This window comes from Streptomyces sp. NPDC052701, assembly GCF_040678355.1.
Taxonomy (GTDB): domain Bacteria; phylum Actinomycetota; class Actinomycetes; order Streptomycetales; family Streptomycetaceae; genus Streptomyces.
In genome coordinates this window covers 32,941-58,692 of record NZ_JBFATO010000045.1, presented here as the reverse complement: position 1 = coordinate 58,692, position 25,752 = coordinate 32,941, and the positions used below count along the sequence as shown (strand labels likewise).

General features: G+C 73.6%; 22 protein-coding genes and 1 pseudogene. 11 read left to right on the top strand and 12 right to left on the bottom strand.

What is annotated here, in order from left to right:
• Both AB0L29_RS32275 and AB0L29_RS32270 read left to right on the top strand, forming a co-directional pair.
• Positions 1-508: pseudogene (locus AB0L29_RS32275) on the top strand (alpha/beta hydrolase); the annotation flags it as partial.
• Positions 505-1,941 carry a hypothetical protein gene (locus AB0L29_RS32270; RefSeq protein WP_365832310.1) on the top strand — a complete coding sequence of 479 codons (1,437 nt, stop codon included), beginning with the start codon at positions 505-507 and terminating at the stop codon, positions 1,939-1,941. The pseudogene AB0L29_RS32275 and the gene AB0L29_RS32270, both read left to right, overlap by 4 nt.
• Before the next feature lie 260 nt (positions 1,942-2,201).
• Here the strand turns inward: AB0L29_RS32270 and AB0L29_RS32265 are convergent, their stop codons facing one another.
• On the bottom strand, positions 2,202-2,579 hold the full coding sequence (locus AB0L29_RS32265) for a CBS domain-containing protein (protein WP_365832316.1): 378 nt from the start codon (positions 2,577-2,579) through the stop codon (positions 2,202-2,204).
• Between the two features lie 388 nt (positions 2,580-2,967).
• Positions 2,968-3,171, bottom strand: coding sequence for a cold-shock protein (locus AB0L29_RS32260; protein ID WP_365832308.1), 204 nt, complete (start codon positions 3,169-3,171; stop codon positions 2,968-2,970).
• Positions 3,172-3,661: 490 nt separating this feature from the next.
• On the opposite strand from AB0L29_RS32260, the gene AB0L29_RS32255 reads away from it, so the two are divergent.
• Positions 3,662-4,522 (top strand): hemolysin III family protein, encoded by an 861-nt coding sequence (locus AB0L29_RS32255; protein WP_365832306.1) that lies wholly within the window; start codon positions 3,662-3,664, stop codon positions 4,520-4,522.
• Between the two features lie 204 nt (positions 4,523-4,726).
• On the opposite strand, the gene AB0L29_RS32250 is transcribed toward AB0L29_RS32255, so the two are convergent.
• Positions 4,727-6,157: a condensation domain-containing protein gene (locus AB0L29_RS32250; protein ID WP_365832304.1), complete on the bottom strand. Its 1,431-nt coding sequence runs from the start codon at positions 6,155-6,157 to the stop codon at positions 4,727-4,729.
• Positions 6,158-6,317: 160 nt separating this feature from the next.
• Complete coding sequence (locus AB0L29_RS32245) at positions 6,318-6,746, bottom strand: ATP-binding protein (RefSeq protein ID WP_365832302.1); 429 nt, start codon at positions 6,744-6,746, stop codon at positions 6,318-6,320.
• Positions 6,747-6,956: 210 nt separating this feature from the next.
• Here AB0L29_RS32245 and AB0L29_RS32240 point away from each other — a divergent pair, with 210 nt between their 5' ends.
• A complete protein-coding gene (locus AB0L29_RS32240; protein WP_365832300.1) occupies positions 6,957-7,112 on the top strand; it encodes a hypothetical protein in 156 nt (51 codons plus the stop codon).
• A 70-nt stretch (positions 7,113-7,182) separates the two neighbouring features.
• On the top strand, positions 7,183-7,497 hold the full coding sequence (locus tag AB0L29_RS32235; protein WP_365832298.1) for a hypothetical protein: 315 nt from the start codon (positions 7,183-7,185) through the stop codon (positions 7,495-7,497).
• Here the strand turns inward: AB0L29_RS32235 and AB0L29_RS32230 are convergent.
• Positions 7,467-8,261 (bottom strand): SAM-dependent methyltransferase, encoded by a 795-nt coding sequence (locus AB0L29_RS32230; protein WP_365832296.1) that lies wholly within the window; start codon positions 8,259-8,261, stop codon positions 7,467-7,469. The two genes, AB0L29_RS32235 and AB0L29_RS32230, sit on opposite strands and share 31 nt — an antisense overlap.
• 299 nt (positions 8,262-8,560) lie before the next feature.
• Here AB0L29_RS32230 and AB0L29_RS32225 point away from each other — a divergent pair, with 299 nt between their 5' ends.
• On the top strand, positions 8,561-10,360 hold the full coding sequence (locus AB0L29_RS32225) for a hypothetical protein (protein ID WP_365832294.1): 1,800 nt from the start codon (positions 8,561-8,563) through the stop codon (positions 10,358-10,360).
• 127 nt (positions 10,361-10,487) lie between these two features.
• Here AB0L29_RS32225 and AB0L29_RS32220 read toward each other — a convergent pair whose 3' ends face one another.
• The 7 genes from AB0L29_RS32220 to AB0L29_RS32190 all read right to left on the bottom strand — a co-directional run bounded on the left by AB0L29_RS32220 (position 10,488) and on the right by AB0L29_RS32190 (position 18,174).
• The gene (locus AB0L29_RS32220) at positions 10,488-10,928 is read right to left on the bottom strand and encodes a hypothetical protein (RefSeq protein ID WP_365832292.1); all 441 of its coding nucleotides are present in this window, start codon (positions 10,926-10,928) and stop codon (positions 10,488-10,490) included.
• A gap of 137 nt (positions 10,929-11,065) precedes the next feature.
• Positions 11,066-11,887: a DUF1684 domain-containing protein gene (locus AB0L29_RS32215; RefSeq protein WP_365832290.1), complete on the bottom strand. Its 822-nt coding sequence runs from the start codon at positions 11,885-11,887 to the stop codon at positions 11,066-11,068.
• Between the two features lie 364 nt (positions 11,888-12,251).
• Positions 12,252-13,085, bottom strand: a complete 834-nt coding sequence (locus tag AB0L29_RS32210) for a tat (twin-arginine translocation) pathway signal sequence (RefSeq protein ID WP_365832288.1) — start codon at positions 13,083-13,085, stop codon at positions 12,252-12,254.
• Between the two features lie 455 nt (positions 13,086-13,540).
• Positions 13,541-14,779: a methylaspartate mutase gene (locus tag AB0L29_RS32205; protein WP_365832314.1), complete on the bottom strand. Its 1,239-nt coding sequence runs from the start codon at positions 14,777-14,779 to the stop codon at positions 13,541-13,543.
• A gap of 131 nt (positions 14,780-14,910) precedes the next feature.
• Positions 14,911-15,447, bottom strand: a complete 537-nt coding sequence (locus tag AB0L29_RS32200) for a cobalamin-dependent protein (protein WP_365832286.1) — start codon at positions 15,445-15,447, stop codon at positions 14,911-14,913.
• The gene (locus AB0L29_RS32195; RefSeq protein WP_365832284.1) at positions 15,440-16,690 is read right to left on the bottom strand and encodes a type III PLP-dependent enzyme; all 1,251 of its coding nucleotides are present in this window, start codon (positions 16,688-16,690) and stop codon (positions 15,440-15,442) included. Before AB0L29_RS32195 ends, AB0L29_RS32200 begins: the two co-directional genes overlap by 8 nt.
• Entirely contained in the window at positions 16,687-18,174 is a 1,488-nt protein-coding gene (locus AB0L29_RS32190) for an AMP-binding protein (RefSeq protein WP_365832312.1), read from the bottom strand. Before AB0L29_RS32190 ends, AB0L29_RS32195 begins: the two co-directional genes overlap by 4 nt.
• 441 nt (positions 18,175-18,615) lie before the next feature.
• On the opposite strand from AB0L29_RS32190, the gene AB0L29_RS32185 reads away from it, so the two are divergent.
• Genes AB0L29_RS32185 through AB0L29_RS32165 form a run of 5 tightly spaced genes read left to right on the top strand, consistent with a single transcriptional unit; the run spans position 18,616 to position 25,696 of the window.
• Positions 18,616-18,852, top strand: coding sequence for an acyl carrier protein (locus AB0L29_RS32185; RefSeq protein WP_365832282.1), 237 nt, complete (start codon positions 18,616-18,618; stop codon positions 18,850-18,852).
• Positions 18,849-22,088, top strand: coding sequence for an amino acid adenylation domain-containing protein (locus AB0L29_RS32180; RefSeq protein ID WP_365832280.1), 3,240 nt, complete (start codon positions 18,849-18,851; stop codon positions 22,086-22,088). The genes AB0L29_RS32185 and AB0L29_RS32180 overlap by 4 nt, the downstream gene beginning before the upstream one ends.
• A gap of 21 nt (positions 22,089-22,109) precedes the next feature.
• On the top strand, positions 22,110-23,633 hold the full coding sequence (locus tag AB0L29_RS32175; protein WP_365832278.1) for an amino acid adenylation domain-containing protein: 1,524 nt from the start codon (positions 22,110-22,112) through the stop codon (positions 23,631-23,633).
• Positions 23,630-24,415 carry an SDR family oxidoreductase gene (locus AB0L29_RS32170; protein WP_365832276.1) on the top strand — a complete coding sequence of 262 codons (786 nt, stop codon included), beginning with the start codon at positions 23,630-23,632 and terminating at the stop codon, positions 24,413-24,415. Before AB0L29_RS32175 ends, AB0L29_RS32170 begins: the two co-directional genes overlap by 4 nt.
• A gap of 6 nt (positions 24,416-24,421) precedes the next feature.
• Complete coding sequence (locus tag AB0L29_RS32165) at positions 24,422-25,696, top strand: glutamate-5-semialdehyde dehydrogenase (protein WP_365832274.1); 1,275 nt, start codon at positions 24,422-24,424, stop codon at positions 25,694-25,696.
• The last annotated feature ends 56 nt before the right edge of the window (positions 25,697-25,752 follow it).

The following is a 25,752-nucleotide window of genomic DNA, read 5'->3' as shown; positions in this document are numbered from 1 at the left end:
CCCCGACCGCGTGCTGCTGCTCGGCTCCTCGGCCGGCGGCCAGCTCGCCACCGACGCGGCCACCCACGGCGCCAACGCCCTGCGGCTCAAGGGCGCAGTCGCCCTCTCGCCCGTCGCCTCCCCCTACCGGGCGTGGAACGACGGCAACACCTCCACCGACACCAAGAAGCGCAAGCTGCGCGACAACACCGTCATCCTCGCCCGCTGCCACCCCGACTCCGCCGACACCTCCACCACCCTGCACCCCTCCTGCTGGGGCACCTGGCGCAGCATGGTGTCCAAGAACTGGGCCGACCCGGCCGACGCCCCCATGTACCTGGTCCACTCCGAGGACGACTTCGTGCCGCCGGTGCACTCCACCGACCTCGAAGCCACCGCCGAGGCCAACGGCGTGCCCGACGGCCGCATCCAGACCCACACCGTCACCGGCTCCGCACACGGCGGCTCCCTGCTGAGCGAACCGGGCGTGTTCGACCGCATCGTCGTCTGGCTCAAGAGCAAGGCATGAGGCAGCAGAACCGCGTGAACACCCGTACCGACGGCAGGTGCGCCCGGTCACGACTCGTCCTTGTCGCCTGCGCCGTGATGGCCGTCTGCGGCCTGACGGCGCTTCCCGCCCGCGCGGCTCCCGGGACACCGTACGACTTCGACGCCTCCGGCTCCTCCGATCTGGTCGCCGGCACCCCCGAGGCCGCTTCGGCGGCGGGTTCGGTGACCGTGCTGCCCGGCTCGGCGGCCGGCCCCACCGCGGCCGGCCGGCTGGTGATCACCCAGGACACCGGCTCGGTGCCGGGAGGAGCCGAGCCCGGCGACCGCTTCGGTGCCGCCACCGCCTCCGGCGACCTGGACGGCGACGGCCGGCCCGACCTGGTGATCGGCGCCCCCGGCGAGAACGACACCAGCGGCAACGCCGACCGCGGCTCGGTCACCGTCCTGACCGGCGCCTCCGGCCTGAGCACAGGCACCTCCTTCACCACGGGCGCCCACTGGGGACCGCCGGACTCGGCCCGTCTGGGCACCGACGTGGAGGTGGCGGACGTCGACGGGGACGGCCTCGACGACGCGATCGGCCTCGGCCCCGGCACCGCGGACAGCGGCTCCTGGCTCGTCTGGCGGGACAGCGCCACCGGCGCCGTCCACACCCGTGCCGTCAGCTTCGACGCCGCCGTCGCCATCGACGGCGCGGTCGGCGACTTCGACGGCGACGGCTACCACGACCTGGCCGTGACCACCGTCGACACCTACGGCATCGGCAAGGTCTTCGAATTCACCGGCGGTCCGGACGGCCTCACCGGCGGCTTCGCCGCCCAGGTGCCCCCGGGCCGCGCCATCGACGCCGGCGACATCGACCAGGACGGCTACGACGACGTGGTGGTGGGCCAGCCGCTGGCCGCCGACGCCGACGGCTGGACGGGCGGGCAGATCACCCTCAAGCGAGGCCACCCCTGGGGCCTGAGCCACCCCGGCGACACCGTCACCGTCCACCAGGACACCGACGGCATCCCCGGCACCGCCGAAGCCGGCGACGCCATGGGCACCTCGGTCGCCCTGCGCGACGTGGACGGTGACGGCGTCCTCGACGTCCTCGCCGGCCTGCCCGGCGAGGACCTCACTCTGGAGGGCACCGCCTACACCGACGCCGGCTCCGCCCTGGTCATACGGCTGACCACCGACCTCGCCGTGACCACCGCTCAGACCCTCAACCAGGGTGCAGGCGGGATCCCCGGCGCCGCCGAGACCGCGGACCGCTTCGGCGCGGAGATCGCCGCAGGCGACTTCACCGGGACCTCAGCCGTCGGCCTGGCCGTCGGTGCCCCCGGTGAGAACTCCGGCGACGGCACCATCGCGCACCTCCACGCCGACGGCACAGCCTCCTTCATCGGCCCCTCCACCGCCGGCACCCCCGCCCAAGGCGGCCTGGGCACCGTCCTCGCACCATAGACGGCAAGACTCCGGCTGCCACGCGAGGTCCCGGGACAACGCGGAACCTCGGACGGGGGCAGCCGGAGGCCGACTACCGAACCGGCCTGACACACCATCGCAATCCGGAAGTCATCGAAAAAATCATGCACCGGTTCCCTGATCAGCCGACGGGATCGGTGAGGTGAAAGCCGACGGCGCCGGTTGCCGTACGACCCGCGGTGGCGCACCGTGTCGGGAAGCGTGGCCGCTGCGATGGCACAGCTGGTGTTCGCCGCAGTTCAGCGAGGGAGGGCGAGGACGCCCAGGGCGTTGCCGTGTTCGTCGACCACGGGCAGGGTCGCGAGGTGCCGGTGGCGCATCGTGTGCTCGGCGTCGGCGATCGTGGTGAGCGGCGTGGCGAAGGGCCCGCCGTCGCCGACGATGTCGCGCAGGCGGACCCGGTCGGTGTATCCGAGGCTTTCGCGGACGGCGGTGAGCCGGGCCCGGGTGACCATGCCGGTGCACCGGGCGTCCTCGTTGCAGACGAGGAGGTGGCCTGTGTGGGCGGCGGCCATGACGGACAGCGCCACCTCGACGGTCATGTCGTCCCAGACCTGTGGTCCGGCCGCGTCCATGGCGTCGGCCACCGTTCCGTGCAGCGGGTTTGCGTTGACCATGTGGTGGTCCGTACGAGTCGGCGTCACGAGGTGCCTCCTGCAGGGTGGGCCGGCGGTGCTGCACATGCCGTGGAATTTCCGCAGCGATGAGCGGCACGGAGAAACCCAAGAACTTACCGAACGGCAAAGTCGAAACGAATTCACCGGCAGGTGATTCCCACAGCACGCGGATGTCGAAACGGGTGGCGCGATGGTGATGCCATATCCAGGACGCCGGCTTCGGCGCACCCGCGAAGACGTACCGCCATCGGCCATGGAAAAGACTTCCGGCGGCGGCGCGTCTTCGGATTCCCGGGCGTCTCGGCGGCGCACTGCGGGAAAACGCATACAGCTGGGGCCCGCACCCCAGAGGATGCGGGCCCCAGCTGTGAGTACGCGGCAGTCGGCGTCAGGCGGGAACGATGTTCTCGGCCATCGGGCCCTTCTGGCCCTGCGCGATGTCGAAGGTCACCTTCTGGCCCTCCAGCAGCTCGCGGAAGCCCTGGGTGGCGATGTTCGAGTAGTGGGCGAAGACGTCGGCGCCGCCGCCGTCCTGCTCGATGAAGCCGAAGCCCTTTTCCGCGTTGAACCACTTCACGGTACCAGCAGCCATGTCAATCTCCTTTGGGGCAGTGCATCGGTGTCCGCACTGTACGGACACCATGTCGCCGCGATGATCACCCCGCCCGGAAAAAGACCGGAAGACAAAAAGTGCTTCCAATGACCCGGAGGCCACTTGGGAGCATTTGAAGCATCGGGAACCACAACTGCAACTGAGAACGACGGTAGCACACCGAAAGGACCAACGGAAATGGGAAGAGCCCGTCCTCGTCAATGCGGCAATAAAGCTGCCTGCCCGCTCCGTGAAATTCTGATCCGGCGAACACAGGTATCGATGCGCCCGGAGCGCGGCGTCACGGACAGGACGGTGGGTCCTCCGGCCGGTGATCGCCGCCTGCGTCCGCTCCCGTACGACCGGCGGTGGTGGCTCGCGGGCCGGCACTCCGCCAGGGACTGGGCAGGGCCCGTCCGCCGATGCCGACACGGCCTGACAAAGACGGCGTTCCGGAGCGCTGTCGCGGGCGGACTCCTAGCATGTCCGCATGGTTTCCGGTGACATCCACAAGGCCGAGGCAGGCCGGAAAGCTGCGTTCCGCGACAACGCCGACGGCGGAGGCGTTCCGCCCACGCGGCTGAACGGGGAGGGAGGAGAGGGAGACGCTTCAGCCGGTTCCTCCCACAGATCCGACCACGCGGGTTCGCAGGGAAGTCCTCATTCCGTTGCCGCCCTGGCAGGGCGGGCGGCCGAGCTGGTCGAGCCGATCAAGCCGAAACTGCGCGGCTGGTTCCATGCCGCGATGGTCCCCGCCTCGTTGATCGCGGGCATCGTCTTGATCTGGCTGGCCCGGACACCGCAGGCGACCCTGGCCTGCGCCGTGTACTCCGTTACCGCCTGGCTGCTGTTCGGGACCAGTGCCGTCTACCACCTGGGCACCTGGGGGCGGTTGGGCGAAGCCGTTCTGCGACGCCTCGACCACGCCAACATCTTCCTGATCATCGCCGGCACCTGCACCCCTCTGGCCGTCCTCCTGCTCCCCTCCGACCGGCGAGGCCCGCTGCTGTGGGTCGTATGGACGGGTGCGCTGGCCGGGGTCGCCTTCCGTGTCCTGTGGGTCGCAGCTCCCCGCTGGCTCTACACGCCCTGTTACCTGGCCCTGGGGTGGGCACCGGTGGGTTACCTGCCCGACTTCCTGCGCCACGGCGGAGCGGCCGTACCCGTCCTGACCGTGATCGGGGGACTGCTCTACAGCGCAGGCGCGGTGGTCTACGCCCTGAAGCGTCCCGACCCCTCACCCCGCTGGTTCGGCTTCCACGAGGTGTTCCACGCCCTGACCGTGGCAGCCTTCGCCGCGCATTACATCGCCATCTTCATCGCCGTCCGGTGGGCGGGCGTGGCGACGTAGCGCGGGCGACGCGGCACACCCCGGGCCGGGCGGCCGTCCACCCCCGCGCAGGTCGAGGACGGCCGTCCACGGACACGGTGGGCGCAGGGCCGTGGCCGCCCGACGTCGGCTCCGCCGCCCGGTCCCTCGGCTGTCGCAGGCACCGCCCTGGTGATGCCGTGCTCGCAGCCGCCGTCCACCGGCCGACACGGGATATGCGCGGCGTCATGCGGGCGAAGGCACCTGGTGGAGCATGGCGGAGGTGAAGTTCCCCGTCCGGGCCACGCACTGGACGATGTCGCGGACGGCTCCCACGAACCGGGCGATGTTGGCGGCGGCGAGGCCCGTGTCGGGGTGGCGGGCGAACAGGTAGAGGCCCTCCGGCGAGCACATGACCCACAGGCACGCCTTGCTGCTGTTGGAGATCCGCGTCAGGAGCCGGGCGTTCCACCGGGCCCACCCCCGGGCACCGGGGAGGTGACGCAGATCCATGTAGGAAAGCAGTGAGAACGGATCAGGCGCATCCTGCCTGAAGTCCACCCCCAGAAGCTCGGAGACCCGGAAGAACGGGACCCGGGCCACCTGCCTCGCCTCGCGAGCCGCATGCTGAGCGAGGGGAAGGGCCGAACGGAAGTCGCACCCGGGTGGCAGGTCGACCTCCACCGGGCCGACACCCACGAACCAGCCGACCGAGGATGCCCACTCCGGCCGTGAACGGGTGTGGAACGGCATCACCGTGCGATAGGGCCCGGCCACACCCAACTCCCTTACCGCGAGAGCGACCGCCGCGAGCACCCCGGAGGGCAGGATGGTCTGCTCGGCGTGGCAGACCTCGGTGAAGGCGTCCGTCTCGGCGGGATCCAGCAACCAGTCGAAGACCGACTTCTGGGGCAGCAGCTCCTCCTCCCTGGCCCCCAAGGGCAGCGGGAAACCCGGCGGCCGGCCGCCGCTGTCCGCGATGAACCGCTCCCACCTGAGGACGGCGGGGTGCTCACGGCCGACCAGCAGCGCCTCGCGGCGTTCCACATCGCAGTAGCCGACATGGCTGCCGGCCGCCGCCACCAGGGGATTCCGCCCTTCAAGGGCGGCCAGGTAGAACTCGCGGACTTCTTGCACCATCCCGAACAGCGTGTAGCCGTCGAAGTGCATGTGGTCGAAGGCCAGCACCACCGTCACCGAACCGGTCCGCTGCACCGTCTCCACCACGAAACTGGGCCACCGCAGCGTATGGGTCCCCGCGTCGAGCCGGTCTCGCAGGAAGCGGCTCATGGTTGCGGCATCACGGAAGTCCCCGAGGACGGCACTGCTCACCTCGATCGCCTCCCTGGGCAATGTGAAGCGGTGCATCTCCCCGCCCGACCTGCGAAATCCGCTGCGCAGCGTTTCGTGCCAGCCCATCCAGTCCACCAAGGCCCTGCCGAACGCCTTCACGTCCAGTTCGCCCGGCAGCTCGAACGCCACACCGGCCCAGTCGGCGGTACGCGCCCCACGTTCCTCCAGCCGGGCCATGGTGAGGATGTGGGACTCCTGGTTGTACGAGGGGGGTGTCGGATCCCGCTCCACCTGGTGGGCGGCCGAGATCACGGACGGATGCAGCGTCCACTCCCGTACCTGCCCAGGCCGCACAAGATAATCGTCCAGCTCGGTCATCTTCATGCACGAGACAACGAGCCATCACCACGACGGACACTGAGGTGCAGAAGAGGTACGGAACAGGAACCGGCGTGCGCGCCGCCGGGACCGAGCCGGCGTCGTTCCGGCCCGGGGCGGTCCTCGTGTTCTGGGTCCTTCCCCTGGGGAGCCGTGCGATTGCCGGTTACAGGGGGCGGTGTCCGGCCACGGTGCCGCCGGGGTCGTCCGTGAGGGCGATGCGGGCGGTGATGCGTTTGCCGACCGGTTCGCGCTGCGCCTCGAAGCCCTGGGAGAGGGCCATGACGATCTCCAGGCCGTGCTGTCCCACCCGGCCCGCGTCCGCGGTCCTGGCCACCGGCAGGACCGGATCGGAGTCCCACACCACGACCTCGACCACGGCGCCGGCGATGCGCAGGTCCAGCAGCACCGGGCCGGGCGCGTACTTGCGGGCGTTGGTGACCAGCTCGCTGACCACCAGCTGTGTGACGTCCACGACCCGCTGCGAGACGGGCAGACCGTGCTCGGCCTGCACCCGGGTGAGGAAATCCGCGGCCAGGTGGCGGGCCTGGGCGATGCACGTGCCGTCGCCGTCCAACGCCATCGTGGTCTGCATGTCCCGCTCGTACGGCAAAGTGCCGTCCTCGCCCGCACATCCGGGACCCGTCGCGTTCATCCCTGCCACCCCGTCCACCCCCGGCGCGTACCCCGTGCGTACACGGCCCACGCCGGGCACGCCGGTGCCGATTTCGTCACACCCAGCGCCTCACCCGTGTGTGCGGGATGACACCCGTGACGAGGCTTTCGGTATGTAAGTATCACTGGTATGGCTGAAACACCCAGGCCGGAAACCGAACAAACCGAGCAGGCGCAGCAGACGGGCGCGGTGTCCGTCGCGTCGGCGGTCACCGACGGCATCCGCGCGGTGACGCCGGCCGGGAGATCGACTGCACCACCCGCGACGCCTTCGGGCACGCCCTGAACGCCACCGGCGCCGCCCGGCCCCGTGTCGCACATCCCCGGCGCGCATCGGAAACATCCGTGCGAAACCCGTGAGGGCGGGTTCCCGCTTTCTGGAACCCGCCCTCAAGCGTCTGCTCCTACCGGCCGCATTCGAGATGTTCCGCATCGGTGCATTCGGCTTCCAGGCCGTGGGCGCGGCGGCCGCCGTCGCGGAAACAGGGCAGGTGAGCGGTCAGCGGGCGTATCCGGTGCGGATCACGATCCGGCGGTCGCCCGGCCGGCTGCGCACGATGAGGCGCCGCGGGGAGGCGTACGCCGGCCAGTGGCTGCCCGGACCGCCGCTCACCACGCCGGACGCGGCCGGGAACGCGGATCAGCCGGTCTTCCGGGCCACGCCCCCGTAGAAACCGATCTCCTTTGATCGTGCCGACGTGGTTTCCGGGCGCCAGAACGGGACCTGGACCAGGCCGGGCTCGACCAGGTCGAAGCCGTCGAAGAAACGCTCGATCTCGGCGTGGGAGCGCAGGTTCATGGTGGCGGTGGCGTCGTTGTAGACGGCCTGGGCCTCGCTTCGATCGGCGAAGTCGCCCGTGGCGTGCGAGAGCACCAGGAAGCTGCCGGCCGGCAGCGCGTCGCGCAGGGTGGCCACGATCCGCTCGGGTTCCTCGGCATCGGTGATGAAGTGGAGGATGGCCACCAGGAACAGCGCGACCGGCTCATCGAAGTCGATGATCTGGCGGACGTCGGGATGATCCACGATGGTTCGCGGGTCGCGCAGGTCGGCGAGCACGATGCTGGTCATGCCGGAGTGGCTGAGCAGCGCGTCGGCGTGCGCCTTCACGATCGGATCGTTGTCGACGTAGGCGACGCGCACGTCCGGCGCCACCTCGTAGGCGGTCTCGTGCACGTTCGGGGACGTGGGCAGCCCGGTGCCGATGTCCAGGATCTGGCGGACGCCGGCGCCGACGACGTACCGGACGGCTCGCTGCAGAAAGGCGCGGTTGGCCTGCACGGAGGCCCACACCTCGGGCGCTTTGGCGGCGAGTGCCTCGCCGGCTTGCTGATCCACCGGGTAGTGGTTCTTGCCGCCCAGCAGATAGTCGTAGATCCGCGCAGGGTGCGGCCTGCTGGTGTCGATCCTCTCAGCAGGGAAACCGTCCCGACTCACGCTGCGCTCCTCCCGGCGACCGCCACGACGCCTTTGTCCTCGAACGGCTACGGGACAGCTTCTCACACCAACTCCACTGCACCTGACAGCAGTTGTATCGATGAACGTCACGGCGCGTCCGCACCGGGGTGGACGGGTCCGGCCCGTATCCCGAGCGGTCCGGCGCCCGGCAAGACGGGCAGGGCGGCGAAAGCTACCCGGTTCAGCCGGGGCGGCAGGCCCCTCTCCCCGCCGAGGACATCTCCACAGCCACAGGTCGGCGGGATGCGTTGTCGGTGCCGTCCGTCATGATCGGGCGGATGAACGAGATCGACACGGTCGCGCCCCAGACCTGCCGCACGTGGAGCGGATTCGCCGCATCCGCCGCCCTGCAGGGTCTCGTCGGAGCCTCGGGCTGCTGGAACGACGACTCCTTCGCCGACATCAGGCGCGTGGGCCGTTACATCGAGGGCAGCTGGGCGCCCGGGCCGGGCGAACGGGAGGTCCGTCCGCCCGCGGCGGGCAGCTGGACGGAACTCGTGGGACGCACGGGCGCACTCGCGCTGCGCGCGGCCGCTCCCGCGACCAGGCCGGAGCGCCGCGAGGTGCTGCTCGACTTTCTGCAGATGTGGGCGCGGACGCCGTTCGCCGACCCGGCCTACCGTTTCCGCCTGGGCCGGCTCGCGGGGACGACCTCGTTCAGCGTCCGCGACCACCAGGGCGCTTCGTTCGGCCTGCACCTGCCGGCCGCGCGCAGGACCCTCTACTTCGAGGCCGTGCTTCCCGGTGGCCGGGCCGCCCCGCGCCCCGAGGAACCGCTCCACGTCGTCGACCGCCACCGCGGCTGGGGCACTCCGGAGCAGCTGCTGCAACTGGTGGAGCTCGTCCGGGAGCGCGGCCCGGTCGCCTGGGACGCGGGCGCGGTCCTCGCTCTGAGCGAGGCCACCGGTCTGAGCCGCCCCGCGGCGGCCCTCGTCCTGGCGGGCAATCCGGGTGCGGGCGGCTACTACAAGCCCTTCCTCGACGAGCACGAGCGCGTCGTGTTCGGCTTCAAGGCCGGTGAACTCGAATCGGCGCGCGTCGAGTTGTCGATGCTGCACGACGACGAGCGGCTCACCCTGCTCGCCGACGTGATGCCCGCGGATCCCGCGGACCTGTGGAGGCCGGGTGGCCTCGCCCGCGTCGCGGAGCGTACCGCCGCGGCCTGGGCGGAGCAGCACGGCGCCCGTCCGCACGCGCCGTGGAGCACCTGGCAGGCCGCGGTCGCTCTGGAGACCCGGATGCCGGCGGCCCATCTGTGCCACTTGTTCCTCGACCCGGCGAACGCCACCCTGCCGCCGGGTTTCCACCTGCGGGCCTGGCCCTGCCCGTCCGAGCACCGCCACCTGCGCACCGCGTGGGACGTCATGGGCGACTACGACGCCGAGACCGTCGCGGACGCCGTCTTCGCCGGGCTGTCGTGGGCGTACGCGGACCTTCCCGCCGGGGACCCCGTACGCACCGGGGCGCCGGAAGTCGTCCGCCACCTGCGCAAGGTGCTGGACCGGCGCGACTCGCCGGCCCGTGTCCTTCGCTCGGGCGTGCTCCGCGGCAACCGCGGGAGCCTGCGGTGGAACTGGCTGACGGACGGCACCTGCGACCGCGTCATGGCCCGCATCACCGCCGGCGACCTGCCTTCCGGCCGCTACGAGTCCGACCCCCGCGCCTGCGTCCCCCCTCTGGTCGCCGATGCCGCCGCCGCTCTCGGCCTGCCCCAGGACGCCGCGGCACTCTATCTTCAGCTCCTGTCGCTCCCCGCACCGTCGGACCGCGACGTGCGGCGCTGGAACGCCTGGACACCGGCCCGCCACAAGGCAGCCGCGGCGGAGCTGGTGGCGCGCGGCCTCGTGGTGCAGGACCGCCGGGCCCGTGCGGGACGCACACTTTTCCTGCCCGGGCCGTGGGCACACGCCAAGAAGCCGCTGCCCCCGATGGAGACCTGGAAGGCGCCCTTGATCGGAGCTCGGCTGAGCGCGGACGGGAGCCAGGTGAGAGCCTTTGAACTGCTTCCGGGCACGCTCCCCGAGCTGTTCGCCGAGGCCTGGCAGCTGGTCCGCAACGGACAGGGGCCGACGGCCTGACCGGTGGCGGTGGGCACCGGTCAGGCCGTCGCGGTCACCGGGCGGGCGCCGGCCACCGCGGGCGCGAGCGGCGAAGGCCCCGCCGGGACGGGGGAACCCGGCGGGGCCATGGCCGGTGTGCCAGAGGTCAGCAGGCGTCGTACTTCCAGGCGTCGCCTTCAAGCGCCCACGGCTGCTGCGCCTGGTCGAACTTGGGGAGTCCTTCGACCTTGTAGCTCACCCGGGCCAGCTTTCCGGACACCTCGGCCTTCACGTCCGTCGCCGGGTGGTCGGGGCCGTAGTCCTTCGCGGCCTGCTCGACGACCGCCCGGTACGCCTCCGGGCCGATCCGCTCCCGGCAGCGCTTCGACAGCATTCCGTACGCCGTGTCCGCGTCTCCCTGGAAATACGCGGCGGTGTACACGGCCACGGCCGCTTCCAGGTCGTCGTTCTCGTGCTCGGCGGGTACTTCCGTGGTCTGTTCGGCGTCGGCGGGGCCGGAGTCGCCGGCGGCCGGGGCGTCACCGTCGCTGGACGTGCAGGCGGTGAGCGCGAGCAGCAGGACGGCGGCGGCGGCGCGGGTGCGCATGGATCCCCCATGGATGTGGTGTGTCCGGAGGGGCATCGTCGCACAGCGGGCACGACCGGCCCCCGTTACCGTCTTCATCGGCTCCGCAATGGGGCCTCCCCCCTCGCGGCCCTCCCCCGTCGCGCCCGCCGAGGGGATCAGGGCTGTCCGCCTCGCTCCAGGGGGATCTTCTCGCCCGCCTCGATCGCGACGGGCAGCCGGTTCCCGGCGGGCGGCAGCGGGCAGGTCGCCAGGTCCGTGTAGGCGCAGGGCAGGTTCCCGGCACGGTTGAAGTCGAGGGTCACCCGCCCCTCGGCGTCCGGGGAGGCGATCTGCAGGGAACGGTTCGCCGCGTACGTCGTCACCCCGGACGTCCTGTCGGTGAACAGCACCGTCAGGCTGCCGGGGGTCCTGCCGTTGAACGCGGTGAGCCGGTGCACCGAACCGTCCAGTTCGAACTCGACCTGTCCCGGGGAGTCGTAGACGTGTTCCAGTCCCTCCACCGCGGCGCCGACCGTCACCGGCCGCGGCTCGTCGAACGGCAGGAAACGGCCCCGGCGCACCCAGCGCGGGTCCGGGGCGTAGGCGGGGGTGTGCGTGAAGGAGGTGCGCAGCCCGTTGCCGGGGTGGCGGGGCCGCAGGATGTCGTGGCCGCCGCGCTTGGCGACCTCGATCACCGCGTCACCCGCACCGACGTACAGGCTGTCCCGCTCGGCGATGACCCCGAAGCCGTGCCGGCCGCGCACCACCGTGCCGTCGACGGTCAGTTCCTCGTCCTCGGCCAGCTCGACCACCACGCCCCCGGCGGTGCTCGACCACGCTCCGGGCGCGTCCTCGAAGCGGACCGGCTCCGCGCTCAGCCAGCGCAGGCTCGTGATCGCGAGGAATCCGTGCGGATCGGCCAGGACCTTCTCCTTCTGCCGGTGCCACTGCTGCCACGCCTCGGTGAAGCTCTGCCGTTCGGCGTCCTGGAGGGTCATGTGCGCTCCTTCTCCCGGGCTCGGGGCGGACCTGTTCCTCCCCCAACCGCGACGGCCCCGCGATTCATCCCGGCTTCGCCGCCGGGCGGGGCCCGCGGCCCCGGCCGCGCGGTCGCCCCCGAGGTCGGCCGGCGGCCCGGCGCCGCGCAGTCGCGCGGGGCGAGCGCACGGGCACAGGCCGTCGGTGGGTAGCCGCAGCCGCGGGGGCGGCGCACGACCAGACCGCGGTGCGGCTGCGTTCGAGCACGCCCTGACGGTGACCGGGGCCGGCGCTTTGCGCGCAGCCGCCGGCCACACGCCGGCCGGCCTCGTGCGAGGGGCGTCCTCGTGCCCGTCGCCGGGGACCCGGCCCCGACGGGGTGTCTCACCATCCTCCGGCGAAGAAGTGGGCGAGCGCCCGGGGTGAGTTCACCGCGTTCACGGCGTTGGCGACGGCGATGACGAGCACGACGGCTGCCAGGAGTGACGAGACGGCGGCGCCCGGCTTCGCCGCGCGCTTCGACCCCGTGCCGGGCGACGTCCTCGGCCGCCTCCACAGCATCACGCTCGTGCCGGCCAGCGCGAACGCGATCGGGGCGGCCATCGCGGCCAGCACGGCGTGGTGGACGGCGAAGTCACCGACCATGACGGTGAGGGCGGGAGAGTGCCGGCGGCTCGGGTGGACGGCCACCTCTTGCCGGACCTGGGCGAGGGCGGCGGCGAGTTCGCCGTCCGCGCCGCCGCTCGTCAGCATGGGGAACAGCGAGGCGAAAGGCGCCGCCGCGCCCTGCAGATTGGCCACCAGCGCCACCAGCGCGAAGAGTGCGAGCATCCCGGCCAGGACACAGGACAGCCCGAGGGGGAGACGGGCGGACCGGCCGCCGGTCCGCTGCCGGAAGTGTCGCCACAGGACGACACCCAGCGCCACGGCCACCGCAAGGAGCAGCGCGGAGACACCGGCCTTGACGAGGTGGAAGCGGAACCAGAAGGCGACCGTGTTCTCCAGCCGGGCGGGGAAGTCCCGGCTGCCGGAGTTCCAGTAGGCGACGAATCCGCGGCGGAAGGAGTCGCCGACGTTCGCCGTGCTGACGGAACCGCGAGTCAGGGCGTCGGGCGCGTGGAAGAAGGCCAGGAGGGTCGCCGCGGCCAGCGCGGTCAGTGCGCTGATCCGCCGCTGTGGCGCAGCGGTCAGGCGGAGGACGGGCTTGGAACCGTTCATGGGGAACTTTCGAGTCCGTAGGAGGCGGCGTCTTCCCGCTGTGGCCGGGGTACCGGGATCCCCCGGAGAGGGACGGTAGCGCGGGAACGCCCGGCCGGTCCCTGCGGCCGGCCTCCGGTCACGAGGTGGGGCTGCCCCCACCCGAGGGGGAATCGGCAAGGACCCCTGGAAGGCGACGGGCCGCACCAGGGCCGGGACGGGCCGGGCCGGGAAACAGGTGCGGCGTCCGGTGGGCGGCGTCCGCCACGGTCGCCGTCCCGTCGGCCCCGTCGGCCCCGGCGGGCCCGAAGACGGGGACGGGGACGGCGGCGGCCCGCGCGGCGACCACGTCGCTGCGGGACGCCGCGATCCGGTGCGGTTCCCCGAGGACGTTCTCGCGGCCGGCGGAGCCGGGGGCCGGGCCGTTCTCAAGGCGGCCGCTTTGCGCGTCCGCCGCCCGGGCGGGCCGGGGCGGTTCAGTCCGCCGTCGCCGTACGGGAGGCGACGGCGGGGGCCGGGAGAGCGTCGAAGCGGTTGCGGACGTAGGTGAGGTCGGCGAGCAGGGTGGCGGAGGTGAGGCGGGTGCCGCTGCGGGGACGTACCAGGTGGGCGATGGGCAGGTTGCCGGTGGCGGCCCAGCACAGCCGTCCGGCCGGGTCGATGTAGCTGCGGGTCAGGCCCCGGTTGTCGGGGTGGAGGCAGTACGGGATGTCGAGGTAGCCGCGGCGGAAGGCGTGGAGCAGGGCCCGGGAGAGATCGGGGTGCAGGTCGAGGACGGCGTGGACGAGGGCGGCGGCCTCCTGGTAGGTGGGGCTGTCGGCGGGCAGGGACGACGGGACCGGTGCGGTCCGCCCGGCGGTGCGCGCGGTGGCCGCGGCCAGCTCGAGGGCGTCGACGTTCTCCTGGATGGTGGGGATGCGCCGTGATTCGGCGACCGTCTTGACGATGAGCCGTTCCGTTCCCGTCCGCACGGCGAGTTCGGCGGAGCTCGCCAGCAGCCGCCGGGCGCCCTGCTCGGTTTCGGGGAAGACGCCCATGTAGGTGTAGAGGACCACGTGCCAGTCGTCGGTCGGCAGGAGTTCCGCGCACAGGCGGCGCAGCGCCGCGACGGCCTCGGTGTCCTGTTCCGGGGAGCTCTGCTGGGCGTAGCTGACCGACAGGCTGCGCACGCCGTGCCGGACGAAGAAGAGCGCTTCCAGGACGCTGATGGCCACCAGCAGGCTCGGCGGGCACAGCTGGCCGAGCATGCAGCCGCCGAAGGTCTCCAGGTGGGGTTCGCGGCCGGTCTCCCGCAGGGAGGCGAACAGTTCGCAGGCGGTGGCCCACTGGGTGACGGACTCGGCCAGGGGGGTCCTGCCGTAGGGCAGGCAGTAGGAGACGGGGCCTCCTTCGCTGGCGTCCAGGCCGAGGGCGGCCAGGGCCCGGAAGATGCCGACCGGGCGGGCGGAGCCGTGCCGGACCTGGACGGGGAAGCGGGGGCCCCGGATGCCGTGCAGGACCTGCGCGGTGGTGGCCGGGGGGTGGGTGACGACGGGGTAGCCGTTGAGGGGGGTGCCGTCGCGCAGGGCGGCCGCGGCGGCGTCGAGGTGGCCGACGCGGGTGTGGGCGTCCAGGGTGATGGTGCCGACGGTGCGGGCGGCGGCGGCCCGGGTGGCGGCCAGGCCGGCGCGCATGGCGGCCGGGACGCAGAACCCCATCCGGGGCTGGACCCCCAGGCGGCCGTGGCCGCCGTGAGCCCGGACGAAGCCGCCGACGCGGGGGGGGCCCGCCCCGGCGGGGGCGGCCGGGGCGGGTTCGGCGGCGGGACCCGGGCGGCGGTCCGGCACGCCGCCCGGCCTGGGCGGCGTCACGCGGGGACGCCCATCTGCTCGTCGGCGCGGCGCGCCTGCCCGGCTCCGGCGCGCCGCGGGCGGCTGCCCAGGGCACGGTCCGATCCGGTGCCCAGGTCGTTCAGGAAGCGGCGGAAGGCGGCCAGGGTGTCGGTGCCGTCCTCGAAGACGGCGTCGAAACCGGCGCCGAGGAGCCGCTCGGCGTGGGAGGTGGCACCGCCGTCCACGCCGAGTTTGCCGCCGATGGCGACGGGCAGGGCGGCGGTCAGCTCGTCGTCGCGCAGCGCGCGGATGACGCGCAGCCCGTCCTGGGCGCCGTGGCCGTTGACGCTGCTGATGATCACGGCGGCCGGGCGGATCTCCCGGCAGTGGCGCACGAGCAGGTCGTCGGGGACGCACGGGCCCAGGTTGACGACGTGGTAGCCGAGTTCCTCCAGCAGCAGCTGCAGGAACACCAGGTTCCAGGTGTGGGAGTCGGAGGCCACGGTGGTGACGACGACCGTGGCCCGGGCGCGGTCGGGGGCGGTGCCGGCCGGCTGGGACAGGTCAGCCATGCGTGTGCTCCGCGCCGTGGGGGACCCGGGTGCGTTCGATGCGGGTGACGGAGACGATGTCCTCGCCGTCGGTGACGACCTCCACCGGGCTGGGCCGGCCGAGGAACATCAGCAGGCTGGCGGTGGGGCCGTAGGCGCCGGTATTGGGCACGGCGAGGAGGTCGCCGGGCGCCAGGCCGGCCGGGACGGTGACGTTGCGGCCCAGGACGTCGCCCGGGGTGCACAGCGGGCCGGCCAGGGTGACCTGCCGGCCGTCCTCGTCCCCCGGGACCTCGACGGAGACGGGCAGCAGGCGGCCGAGGCCGGACATGCCGCCGAACACGTTGATGCCCGCGTCCAGGACGGCGAAGGTGTGGCCGCGCCCGGTCTTGATGTTGCTCACCGCGGTGACGAGGTGGCCGCTGTCACCGACGAGGTAGCGGCCGGACTCCACGGCGATCCGCGGCAGGCCCTGCCGCCACCGGGGGAAGAACACGTCCAGGGCGGCGGCGAGTTCACCGCGCAGCTTGGGGTAGGCGGCGCGGTCGCCGGTGCGGCCGTAGGGCACGGAGAAGCCCCCGCCGATGTCCAGGACGCGCAGGTGCACCCCCAGCTCGTCCTGGATGCGGGCGGCGGTCTCCAGCGTGTGCCGGAACTCCGCCAGCAGGCTCTCCTCGTCGCGGGCGTTGCTCTGCGAGAACAGGTGCAGTCCCTCGACGGACGTGCCGGGCACGGAGGTCAGCGCCGCGGCGGTCTCGGGGACGGTCTCGCTGTCGATGCCGAACTGGGTGGGCTTGCCGGTCATGCGCACCCCGCTGGCGGCGCTCGCCGTCACGCTGTTGATGCGCAGCAGGCAGCGGGCGGTGGTGCCGTGGGCGCGGGCGGCGCGGCCGATGTGCTCCAGGTCGGTGAGGGACTCCGCGGAGAACAGGCCCACGCCGCTGCGGACGGCCTGGTCGAGTTCGCCCGCCGTCTTGCCGGGGCCGGTGTAGAGGATGTCCGGGCCCCGGTAGCCGGCCTCCAGGGCGGCGGCCAGCTCGCCGGTGGAGCTGATCTCCGCCTTGCAGGCGGGCCCGTCGCCGGTGCGCAGGGCACGGACCAGGTCGGGGTGGGGGTTGGCCTTGAAGGCGTAGTAGACCTCCACGCCCTCCGGCAGGAAGCCGAACAGGTCGCGGCGGGCGGCGCGCACCCGGGCCAGGTCGTAGACGTACAGCGGGGTGCCGTAGCGTTCGGCGAGGTCGCGGTGGTGGGGGCTGACGGTCACGGGCGCTCTCCGTCGATCAGGGCGGCCAGTTCCCGCCGGGCGTTCTTGCCGTGCAGGGTGAGCGGGAACTCGGCCAGGACTCGGCACCGGGCGGGCATCTTCGCGGTCTCCAGGCGCTCCATCAGTTCCCGTACGACCGTGCGTTCGTCGAGGTCGCTCTCCACGAACAGGGTCAGGTCGTGGCGGTCGTCCGGGGGGAGCGCGGCGGCGGCCCGCACACCGGGGATGTCCAGGGCCGCGGTCTCGATCTCCACGGTGCTCATGCGGAAGCCCTTGCGCTTGAACATGTCGTCACGGCGGCCCTGGAAGTAGAGGTAGCCGTCCTCGTCGAGGTGTCCGTAGTCGCCGGTGTGCAGCCGGGTGACGGCCGGGTCGTCGGGGTCGGGGCGGAAACTGCGGGCGGTGGCCTCGGGGTTGCGCCAGTAGCCGCGCATCACGTGCGGGCCGATGGCGACGATCTCACCGACGGTGCCCGGCGGCAGTGGCTCGCCGTCGGGCCCGCAGATCAGCACACGGGTGCCGGGCAGGGCCCGTCCGACGCTGTGCGGCCGCTCGTGCTCCTCCTTGGGCGGCATGACGGTGATCCGTTTGGCCTCCGTCTGCCCGTACTGGCGCACCACGCGGGCGCCGGGGAACAGGGCGCGCAGGGCGTCGGCGGTGGCGGCGGGCAGGGCGGCGCCGGTGTTGGTGAACATGCGCACGGGCGGCCGCTGGTCGGGGTGGCGCCGGGCCAGTGAGACGATCATCGAGGCGTAGGAGGGGACGAGCGGCACCACGGTCGTACCCGTCTCCTGCATGCGGCGCAGCAGGGTGAAGTCCGAGTCGCCGTCGGCGAGGACGATCTCGCAGCGGGCGATGCAGGTCATCAGGACCTTGTACAGGCCGTAGTCCCAGGACATCGGGAAACGGCAGAACACGACGTCGTCGGAGCGGTAGCCCAGGGCCCGGACCAGCGCGGTGGAGGCGAACACCACGGCGTCGTGCGGGCAGGCCACGGCCTTGGGCGCGGCGGTGCTGCCGGAGGTGTAGATGAGGGTGGCCAGGTCGTCGTAGGACACCTCCGGCGACGCGGTCGCGTCCGGGCCGGGCTCGCGTGCCGCCGCCTCGGCGAGGACGTCGGCGATGTCGTGGACCGGGGCGTCGGTGAGGGAGCGCAGGCGGTGGACGCCCTCGGTGTCGGTCAGGACGAGGGCGGGATCGGCGTCGGCGACGACGGACCGCAGGTGGAACGGCTTCATGGCCGGGTGCACCGGCACGAAGACCGCCCCGCGCCGCACCGTGGCGTAGAAGAGCGCCGCCAGCGGCCGGCCGGTGGGCAGCTGGAGCAGGACGCGGTCACCGCGGCCCACGCCACGGGCCGCCAGCCATGCGGCCAGCCGTGCGGCCCGGTCCGCCAGTTGGGCGTAGGTCCAGGCGCCGGTCGCATCCCGTACGGCCGGGCGGTGCGGGGTCTCGGCCACGGCCTCGTCCAGAAGGCCGTGCACCGTCTGGCCGCCGGCCGCGGGGGGCGCGGTGTGTCGTTCGATCAGGTCCTGTGGGGTTGCCAATGCTCCGCTCTCCGTTCTCCGGCCCGGGTTCTCCGGCCCGGCGGGCCTGTGGGCGGGGGCGGGGGCGGACGCGGCCGGGCTCGCGCGCTCCGGCCGGGCCGGCGCGGCGTGCGGGCCGTGCGGGCCGTGCAGACCGCGTGGGCCGTGCGGGCCGTGCGGGCCGGGTGCGTGCCGCGGGCCGCGGAACCGCCCCTGGGGTGCGCACCAAGAACACCACCGGCCCCTGACGTTCGGCTCACCGGCGGCTACCGGGTCACTAGCGACGCAGGTCGGCGGCCGTGCCCGGCCCGCCCGGTAGCCGGCGACAACCGAATCGTTAGGACGGGCTGCTGTGCTGGTCACCGACGCCGGATCCCGCAGAAAGGGCGGTTGCTCCGCATGACGACCACCGAAGACGTCCTGGCCTGCATCACCCGCCGGGTCGGGAACCAACCGATGAGCGAGACCAGCGAGTTGACGGCCCTGGGTGTCGACTCCCTGCTGCTGCTGCGCATCATCACCGACCTGGCGGCGGACGAGACGCAGGAGATCGAGCCGCACGAGCTGGCACGGCTGGTCACCGTCGGCGACCTGACGGAGTTCGTCGGCCGGTGGAACGGCGGGCCGCGCCCGTGACCGCCCTCGACCTGCCGCAGGAGACGTCCGCGATGCGCCCCGACGAGCACGGTGACGTGCTCCCCCTGACCGACTCCCAGCGCAGCCTGCTGTTCATCCAGGAGGCCGCCGCCCGCAAGGACCTGTACAACAACAGCTTCCGCATCGTCTTCGACGGGGCGCTGGACGCCGACGCCATGCGCACCGCCCTGGAGCGGCTGGTGCTGGTGCAGCCGGCGCTGCGCACCGAGTTCCAGGCCGGCCCGGACGGCCCCGTCGCCCGCATCGCGCAGGAGGTCGCGCTGCCCTGGGAGGCCGTCGGGCACGACGGCGGCGCGGTGCCGTGGGAGACCTGGCTGGAGGAGCAGACCGAGGAGTTCGTGCGGCTGCCGCTGGACCTGGCCCGCGCCCCGCTGTGCCGGTTCCGGCTGCTGACGTCCGCGCCGGGCGCGCCCGCCCGGTCCGCCCTGCTGGCGACGGTGCACCACACCGTCAGCGACGGGGTGTCGGTACGGGTCCTCGTCGACGAGATCAGCGCCGGGTACCGGCAGGCCCTGGGCCGCACGGCCGCCGACGGCGACGAGGACCCGGCGGCACTGGCCCGGGCGCGCGAGCGCACGCTGCGCGCGGAGCTCGCGGCGCAGTGCGCGGCGGCGCAGGCGGCGGTGGCCGCCGGGGAGGCCGACGCGCTCGCCGAACCGCTGGCCGGCGTGGCCCCCACCACGCTGTACCCGGTGCCCGGCCGGCCGCAGGACACCGCCCACCGGGCCGAGCGGCTGCGCGTGCTGCTCGACCGGCCGGAGCGGGCGCGCGTCGAGCGGGCGGCCCGGGACCTGGGCACCACGCCGTACGAGCTGCTGCTGGCCTGCTACGCGCTGCTGCTCGGCGACTACGCCGGCACCGGGGACGTCCTGGTGGGCAGCCCGTTCGCCACCCGCCGCACGGTGGCCTCGCACCAGCTGTGCGGGTTCTTCGTCAACACGCTGCCCATGGCGCTGCCCGCCCGCGACGTGCCGTTCGAGGCACACTGCCGCGAGGTGTCGACGACGGTGCGCGAGACCCGCGCCCGGCAGTCGGTGCCGTTCGACGCCCTGGTGACGCGGCTGGCCCCGGAGCGCTCCAGCAACCGCAACCCGGTCTTCCAGTGCATGTTCGCCATGCAGGACGAACTGCGCACCCGGGTGGCGCTGATGCCGTGGATCGAGGGGCGCGTCGAGATCCTGGAGAACGGCTCGGCCAAGTTCGACCTCTGGCTGGGCGCGACGGCGGTCGAGGACGGCCTGCGGATCGAGCTGGACTACGACCGGGACCTGCTGCCCACGTCCTACGCGCAGCGCTTCCTGGCCGAGTACCGGGAGCTGCTGCTGCGCGCCGTCGAGGCGCCCTCGGCGGGCACCGCGAGCCTGCTGGCCGGGCTGAGCGCGCGGCGCGGCACGGTCGCGCGCGCCCTGCGGCGGGGCGCCGACGGCCGGACCGACGCGCCGGGCGGTCTGCTCGGCCTGGTGCGCGAGGCCGCGCACCGCCACCCCGGCGCCGTCGCCGTGCGGCAGCCGGGCGGCGCCGAGGTGACCTACGCGGAGCTGCTGCGGCGCACCGAGCGGGCCGCCACCGGGCTCGCCGGGCGCGGTGTGGGCCGCGGCGACACCGTGGCGGTCGTCCCGGGCGACCTGGTGGAGACGGTGGTGGCGATGCTCGCCGTGCTGTGGCGCGGGGCGGCCTATCTGCCGCTGGACACCTCGCTGCCCGCCGAACGGCTGGCCTACATGATCGAGCAGTCCGGGTGCCGGTTCGCGGTCGGCGACCGGGACGCGGTGCCGGACGGGCCGCCGCGCGCCACCCCGGCGCAGCTGGAGGCCGAGGCCGGCACGGCGCAGGGGCCGGACGCGGCGGACGGCACGGACCCCGTGTACATCATGTTCACCTCCGGCTCGACCGGCCGCCCCAAGGGCGTGCACATGGGACAGGGCCCCCTGGTGAACCTGCTGCACTGGCAGCTGCGCGAGCTGCGGATGGGCCCGGGCAGCCGGTTCCTGCAGTACGCGCCCCTCGGCTTCGACGTCTCCTACCAGGAGATCTTCCCCACCCTCGCCTGCGGCGGGACGGTGGTCGGACTCGGCGCGCTGGACCGCAGGGACCTGACGGCCGTGGCCCGGCTCGCCGAGCAGGAGGAACTGACCCACGTCTACCTGCCGGTCGCGGTGGCCGGCGCGTTCGCCGGCGCGGTCGAGGAGGCCGGGCTGGCCCTGCCCACCGTGCGGCACGTCTGCGTCTCCGGGGAGCAGCTGAACCTGGACGAGCGGCTGCGGCGGCTGCTGGCCCGGGACACCGGACGCGAACTGGTCAACCTCTACGGCCCGACCGAGACCACCGCGGTCACCTGGCACGTGGTGCGCGGCGACGAGCTGCCCGCCCACGACCACGTCCCCGTGGGCCGTCCGGTGCCGGGCGTGGACGCCTACCTGCTCGCCCCCGACGGCCGCGACGTGCCGCCGGGCGCGGTGGGCGAGCTCTACCTGGGCGGGGTGTGCCCGGCGGTGGGCTACGTCAACGACCCCGAGCGCACCGCGGCGGCGTTCCTGCCGGCGCCGGACGCGCCGCCCGGCTCCACCGCCCGCGTCTACCGCACCGGCGACCTGGCCCTGCTCGCGGAGGACGGCGCCCTGGTGTTCCTCGGCCGCCGCGACGCGCAGGTCAAGGTGCGCGGGCACCGGGTGGAGCTGGGCGAGCTGGAGTCCGCGGCGGAGCGCCTGCCCGAGGTGGGCGAGGCCGTGGCGGCGGTGACCGGCACCGGCGAACAGGCCGCCCTGTGCCTGTTCCTGCGCCCGGCCGGCGAGGCACAGCCCCAGGAGCCGGCCGTCCGGGCCCACCTGGAGCAGATCCTGCCCTCCTACATGCTTCCGCGGCACGTGCGGCTGATCGACGCGGTGCCGCTGACACCGAACGGCAAGGTCGACCGCACCGCCCTGACGACCGCGCTCCAGGCGGGCCGGCTGCGTGCCGCCCAGCCGGCCGGGGCGGCGTCCGGCTGGGAGCCGACCGGGACCGAGCGCATGATCCGCGATCTGTGGACGACGCTGCTCGGCAGCGCGCCGAGCGGCCCCGACGAGTCCTTCTTCGCCCTGGGCGGCAACTCCTTCGACGTGCTGAAGCTGATCGCGGCGCTGCGTGAGACCACGAGCCGGCCCCCCACGGTCGGCGACTTCTTCCGCCGGCCGACCGTCCGGGCGCTCGCCGCCCACGTGGACGGGGGTGCCTGAGCGATGGCAGGAGGGACGGACATGACGACGACCCTGGACGCGATCGAGGAGCGGGGCCGGCGCACCCCGGACCGTACGGCGGTGATCTGCGCCGACGCCCGGCTCAGCTACCGCGGGCTGTGGGACGGCGCGCGGGCCGTGGCGCGGGCGCTGGCCGCGCGGGGCCCGGCCCGGGGCTCCGTGGTGGGGGTGCTGGGCCCGGGCAACGAGCACTTCATGACCGCCGTCCTCGGCTGCTGGCTGGCCGGGGCGTCCTGGACGCCGCTGGACCCGGCGTGGCCCGAGGAGCGGCAGCGGCACGTGCTCGCGGACACCGGCGCGCCGCTGGTCCTGGCCACCGACGGGCCGGCCGCCCCGGCCTCCTTGCACGGGGCCCCGGTCCTGTCCGTGGCCGAGGCGGCCGCGTCCGGCGCACCGGACGACGGCCCGCTGCCCGGCCGCCCCGGCCCCGACGACCAGGCGTACGTGATCTACACCTCCGGTTCGACGGGCGCCCCGAAGGGCGTGTGCGTGGACCATGGCGCCCTGGCGGCGCACCTGGCCGGCGCGGTGGAGGCGTACGAACTCGCCGACGACGACGTGCTGCTCTCCTTCTCGGCGCCCGCCTTCGACGCCACCGTCATGGAGATGTGGGCGGGCCTGGTGGCCGGGGGCACCGTGCTGCTGCGCGGTTCCGCGCTGTGGACCGGCCCGCAGCTGTTCGCCCGGGTCCACGAGCACGGTGTCACCTACGTGGGCTGCACCACCGCCTACTTCGAGACGTTCTTCGGCGAGGAGCTGACGGCGCGTGAGGTGGAGCTGCTGAGCGGGCTGCGCGCCGTCTTCTTCGGCGGGGAGGCGCCCAGCGCCGCCGTGGTGCGGCGGTGGGCGTCCGGACCGCTGGGCCATGTGCCGCTGTGCAACGGCTACGGCCCCACCGAGGCGGTGATCGCCGCCACCCGCTACTGGATCCGGCAGGGCTGGGACGGCGGCGACCAGGTGCCCATCGGCACCTGTGTGCCGGGCCACGAGGCCGTGGTGCTGGACGCCGAGGGCCGCGAGGTGCCCCCCGGCGCCAGCGGCGAGCTGTACCTGGGCGGCAGGTGCGTGGCGCGCGGCTACCTCAACCGCCCGGACCTGACGGCCCAGCGCTTCGTACGGCTTCCGGGACGCGAGGGCGTGTACTACCGCACGGGCGACCTGGTCTCCCGGAACGGCGAGGACCTGGTGTTCGTGGGGCGCGTCGACCGGCAGGTGAAGATCCGCGGCTTCCGGATCGAACCGGAGGAGATCGAGGTGGTGCTGCGCGGCCTGGAGGAGGTGCGCGGCGCGGTGGTCGGCGTCGGCAGGGGTCCCGGCGGCCGGGACCGGCTGGAGGCGCACGTCGTGCCGGAGGACCGCGCGGCACAGGCGGACGTCTTCACCGCCCGGGTGCGCCAGGCGCTGCGCGAACGGCTGCCCGCCTACATGGTCCCCGAAGTGATCAGGGTCCTGGACGAGTTGCCGCTCGGCGCGACCGGCAAGGTCGACCGGGCGAAGGTGCTGGCGCGGACGGGGGGAGCATGAGCACCGCCACCACGGCGGCCCCGGCCGGCGGCTCCGTGGCCGGCGCCGGCTCCCTGGCCCTGGTCAGCGGCGGCACCCGGGGCATCGGACGCGCCCTGTCCGAGCGCCTGGCCCGCCGCGGCCACCGGGTGGTCGCCCTGTACGTCGCCGACGAGAAGGCCGCCCGCGCCACCGAGGCCGACCTCGGCCCCGCCGTCCGGGCCGTCCGCGCCGACGTCACCGACGCCGGCGCCGTGGCCGCCGCCGTGGCGGACGCCGTGGAGCGCTACGGACCGCCGAGGGTCGTGGTCAACAACGCGGGCGTCAACATCGACAAGCCCTTCCTGCGGAGCACCCCCGACGAGTGGCACACGGTGATCGGCACCAGCCTCTTCGGCGCCCTGAACCTCACCCACGCGTGCGCCCCGCACATGCTGGACGAGCCCGGCGGCAGCATCGTCAACATCGGCGCGACGACCGGCCTGCGCCCCCGCACGGACGGGGCCGCCTACTGCGCCGCCAAGGCGGCCCTGCTGCACCTCACCAAGTGCCTGGCCCTGGAACTGGCGCCGAAGGTCCGGGTCAACTGCCTCATCCCCGGCTTCACCTGGACCGACGAGGTCGTCACCCGGTTCCGCCTGGACGACGACGCGGCACGCGAGGCCGTGCTGCGCCAGATCCCGCAAGGACGAATCGCCTCCACCGCCGAGATCGCCGACGCCCTGGAGTTCCTCGTGGACTCCCGCAGTTCGTACATCACCGGGCAGAAGCTGATCGTCGACGGCGGCCAATTCATGTGGTAGGGAGTCATGATCGAAGAAGCCGCCCGAGCGGCACGCGAGGCCAGCGTGCTGGCGCCCCCCGTCGGCGCCCCGGCCTATCAGGAGTACTGCCTGCGCCTGGCGGACCAGTTGCGCGCCCGCTGGTCCCGGATCCGCAAGGCCAACGAGGAGGACGTCGCCGCCGCCGAGCGCCGCGGCCTGCCGCCCACGCTGGTGGACCGGCTCCGCCTGGGCGACACTCACCTGGAGGTGCTGACCCGGCTGACCGAGCAGGTGCACGAGGCGCTGCCGCACGTCACCGCCCCGGGCCCGGAGAGCCCGATCGGCGCCTGGGGCAGCCGCCGGCAGGTGCGCAAGCCCCTGGGCGTCGTCCTCATGGTGTACGAGGCCCGGCCGACGGCCACCGTCGAGGGCGCCCTGCTGTGCGTCGCCACCGGCAACGCCGTGCTGCTGCGCGGCGGCAAGGAGATCGCGGCGACCAACGCCGAACTGGGCGGGGCGATCCGCGCCGCCTGCGCACAGGCCGGGCTGCCCGAGGCGCTGGCCACGGTGCTGGACGACCCGGACCGCTCCCAGCTGCGCTGGCTCCTGGCCCGGCCGGACGTCGTGGACATCCTCGTCCCGCGGGGCGGGCCGTCGCTCGTCGACTACTGCCGCACCGCGAGTTCCATACCGGTCATCGCCAGCGGCGGCGGGGTCAACCACCTGTTCGTGCACGCCAGCGCCGACCTGCCGCTGGCCGCGTCGATCGCCCTCAACAGCAAGATGACCGAGCCGACCGCCTGCAACGCCCTGGAACTGGTCCTGGTCGAGCGCGCCGTGGCGGGCGAGTTCACGGCACACCTGCGCGAGGCGGCCCGCCGCTGGGAGGGGCCGGTGACGCTGCGCACCGACCCGGCCCTGCCGCCCCCGGCCGACCCGCGGGGCGCGGCCGCCGACGGCCTGCGCGAAGAGCCGCTGGCCGAGCACGACTTCGGCCGCGAGGTGCTGGAGCCCGCGATCGGCGTCCACGTCGTCGACGGCCTGGACGCGGCGGTGGCCCATGTGCGCCGCCACGGCTCCGGGCACACCGAGGGCATCGTCGCCACCGACGAGGCGGCCGTGGCGGCCTACACCAGCGCGGTGGACGCCGCCGCGCTGATCGTCAACGGCTCCCTGCGCCTGCACGACGGCCCGACCATGGGTCTGGGCCCCGAACTGTCCATCTCCACCGGCCGGCTGCACGTGCGCGGCCCGGTCGCCCTCGGCTCGCTGCTGACCACCCAGTGGGTGGTCCAGGCCCGGGGCACCCTGCGCACCTGACCGCCTGCGCCGCTCCCCCGACGCACTCCCTCCTCCATCCGGCCCGCGCACCGTCC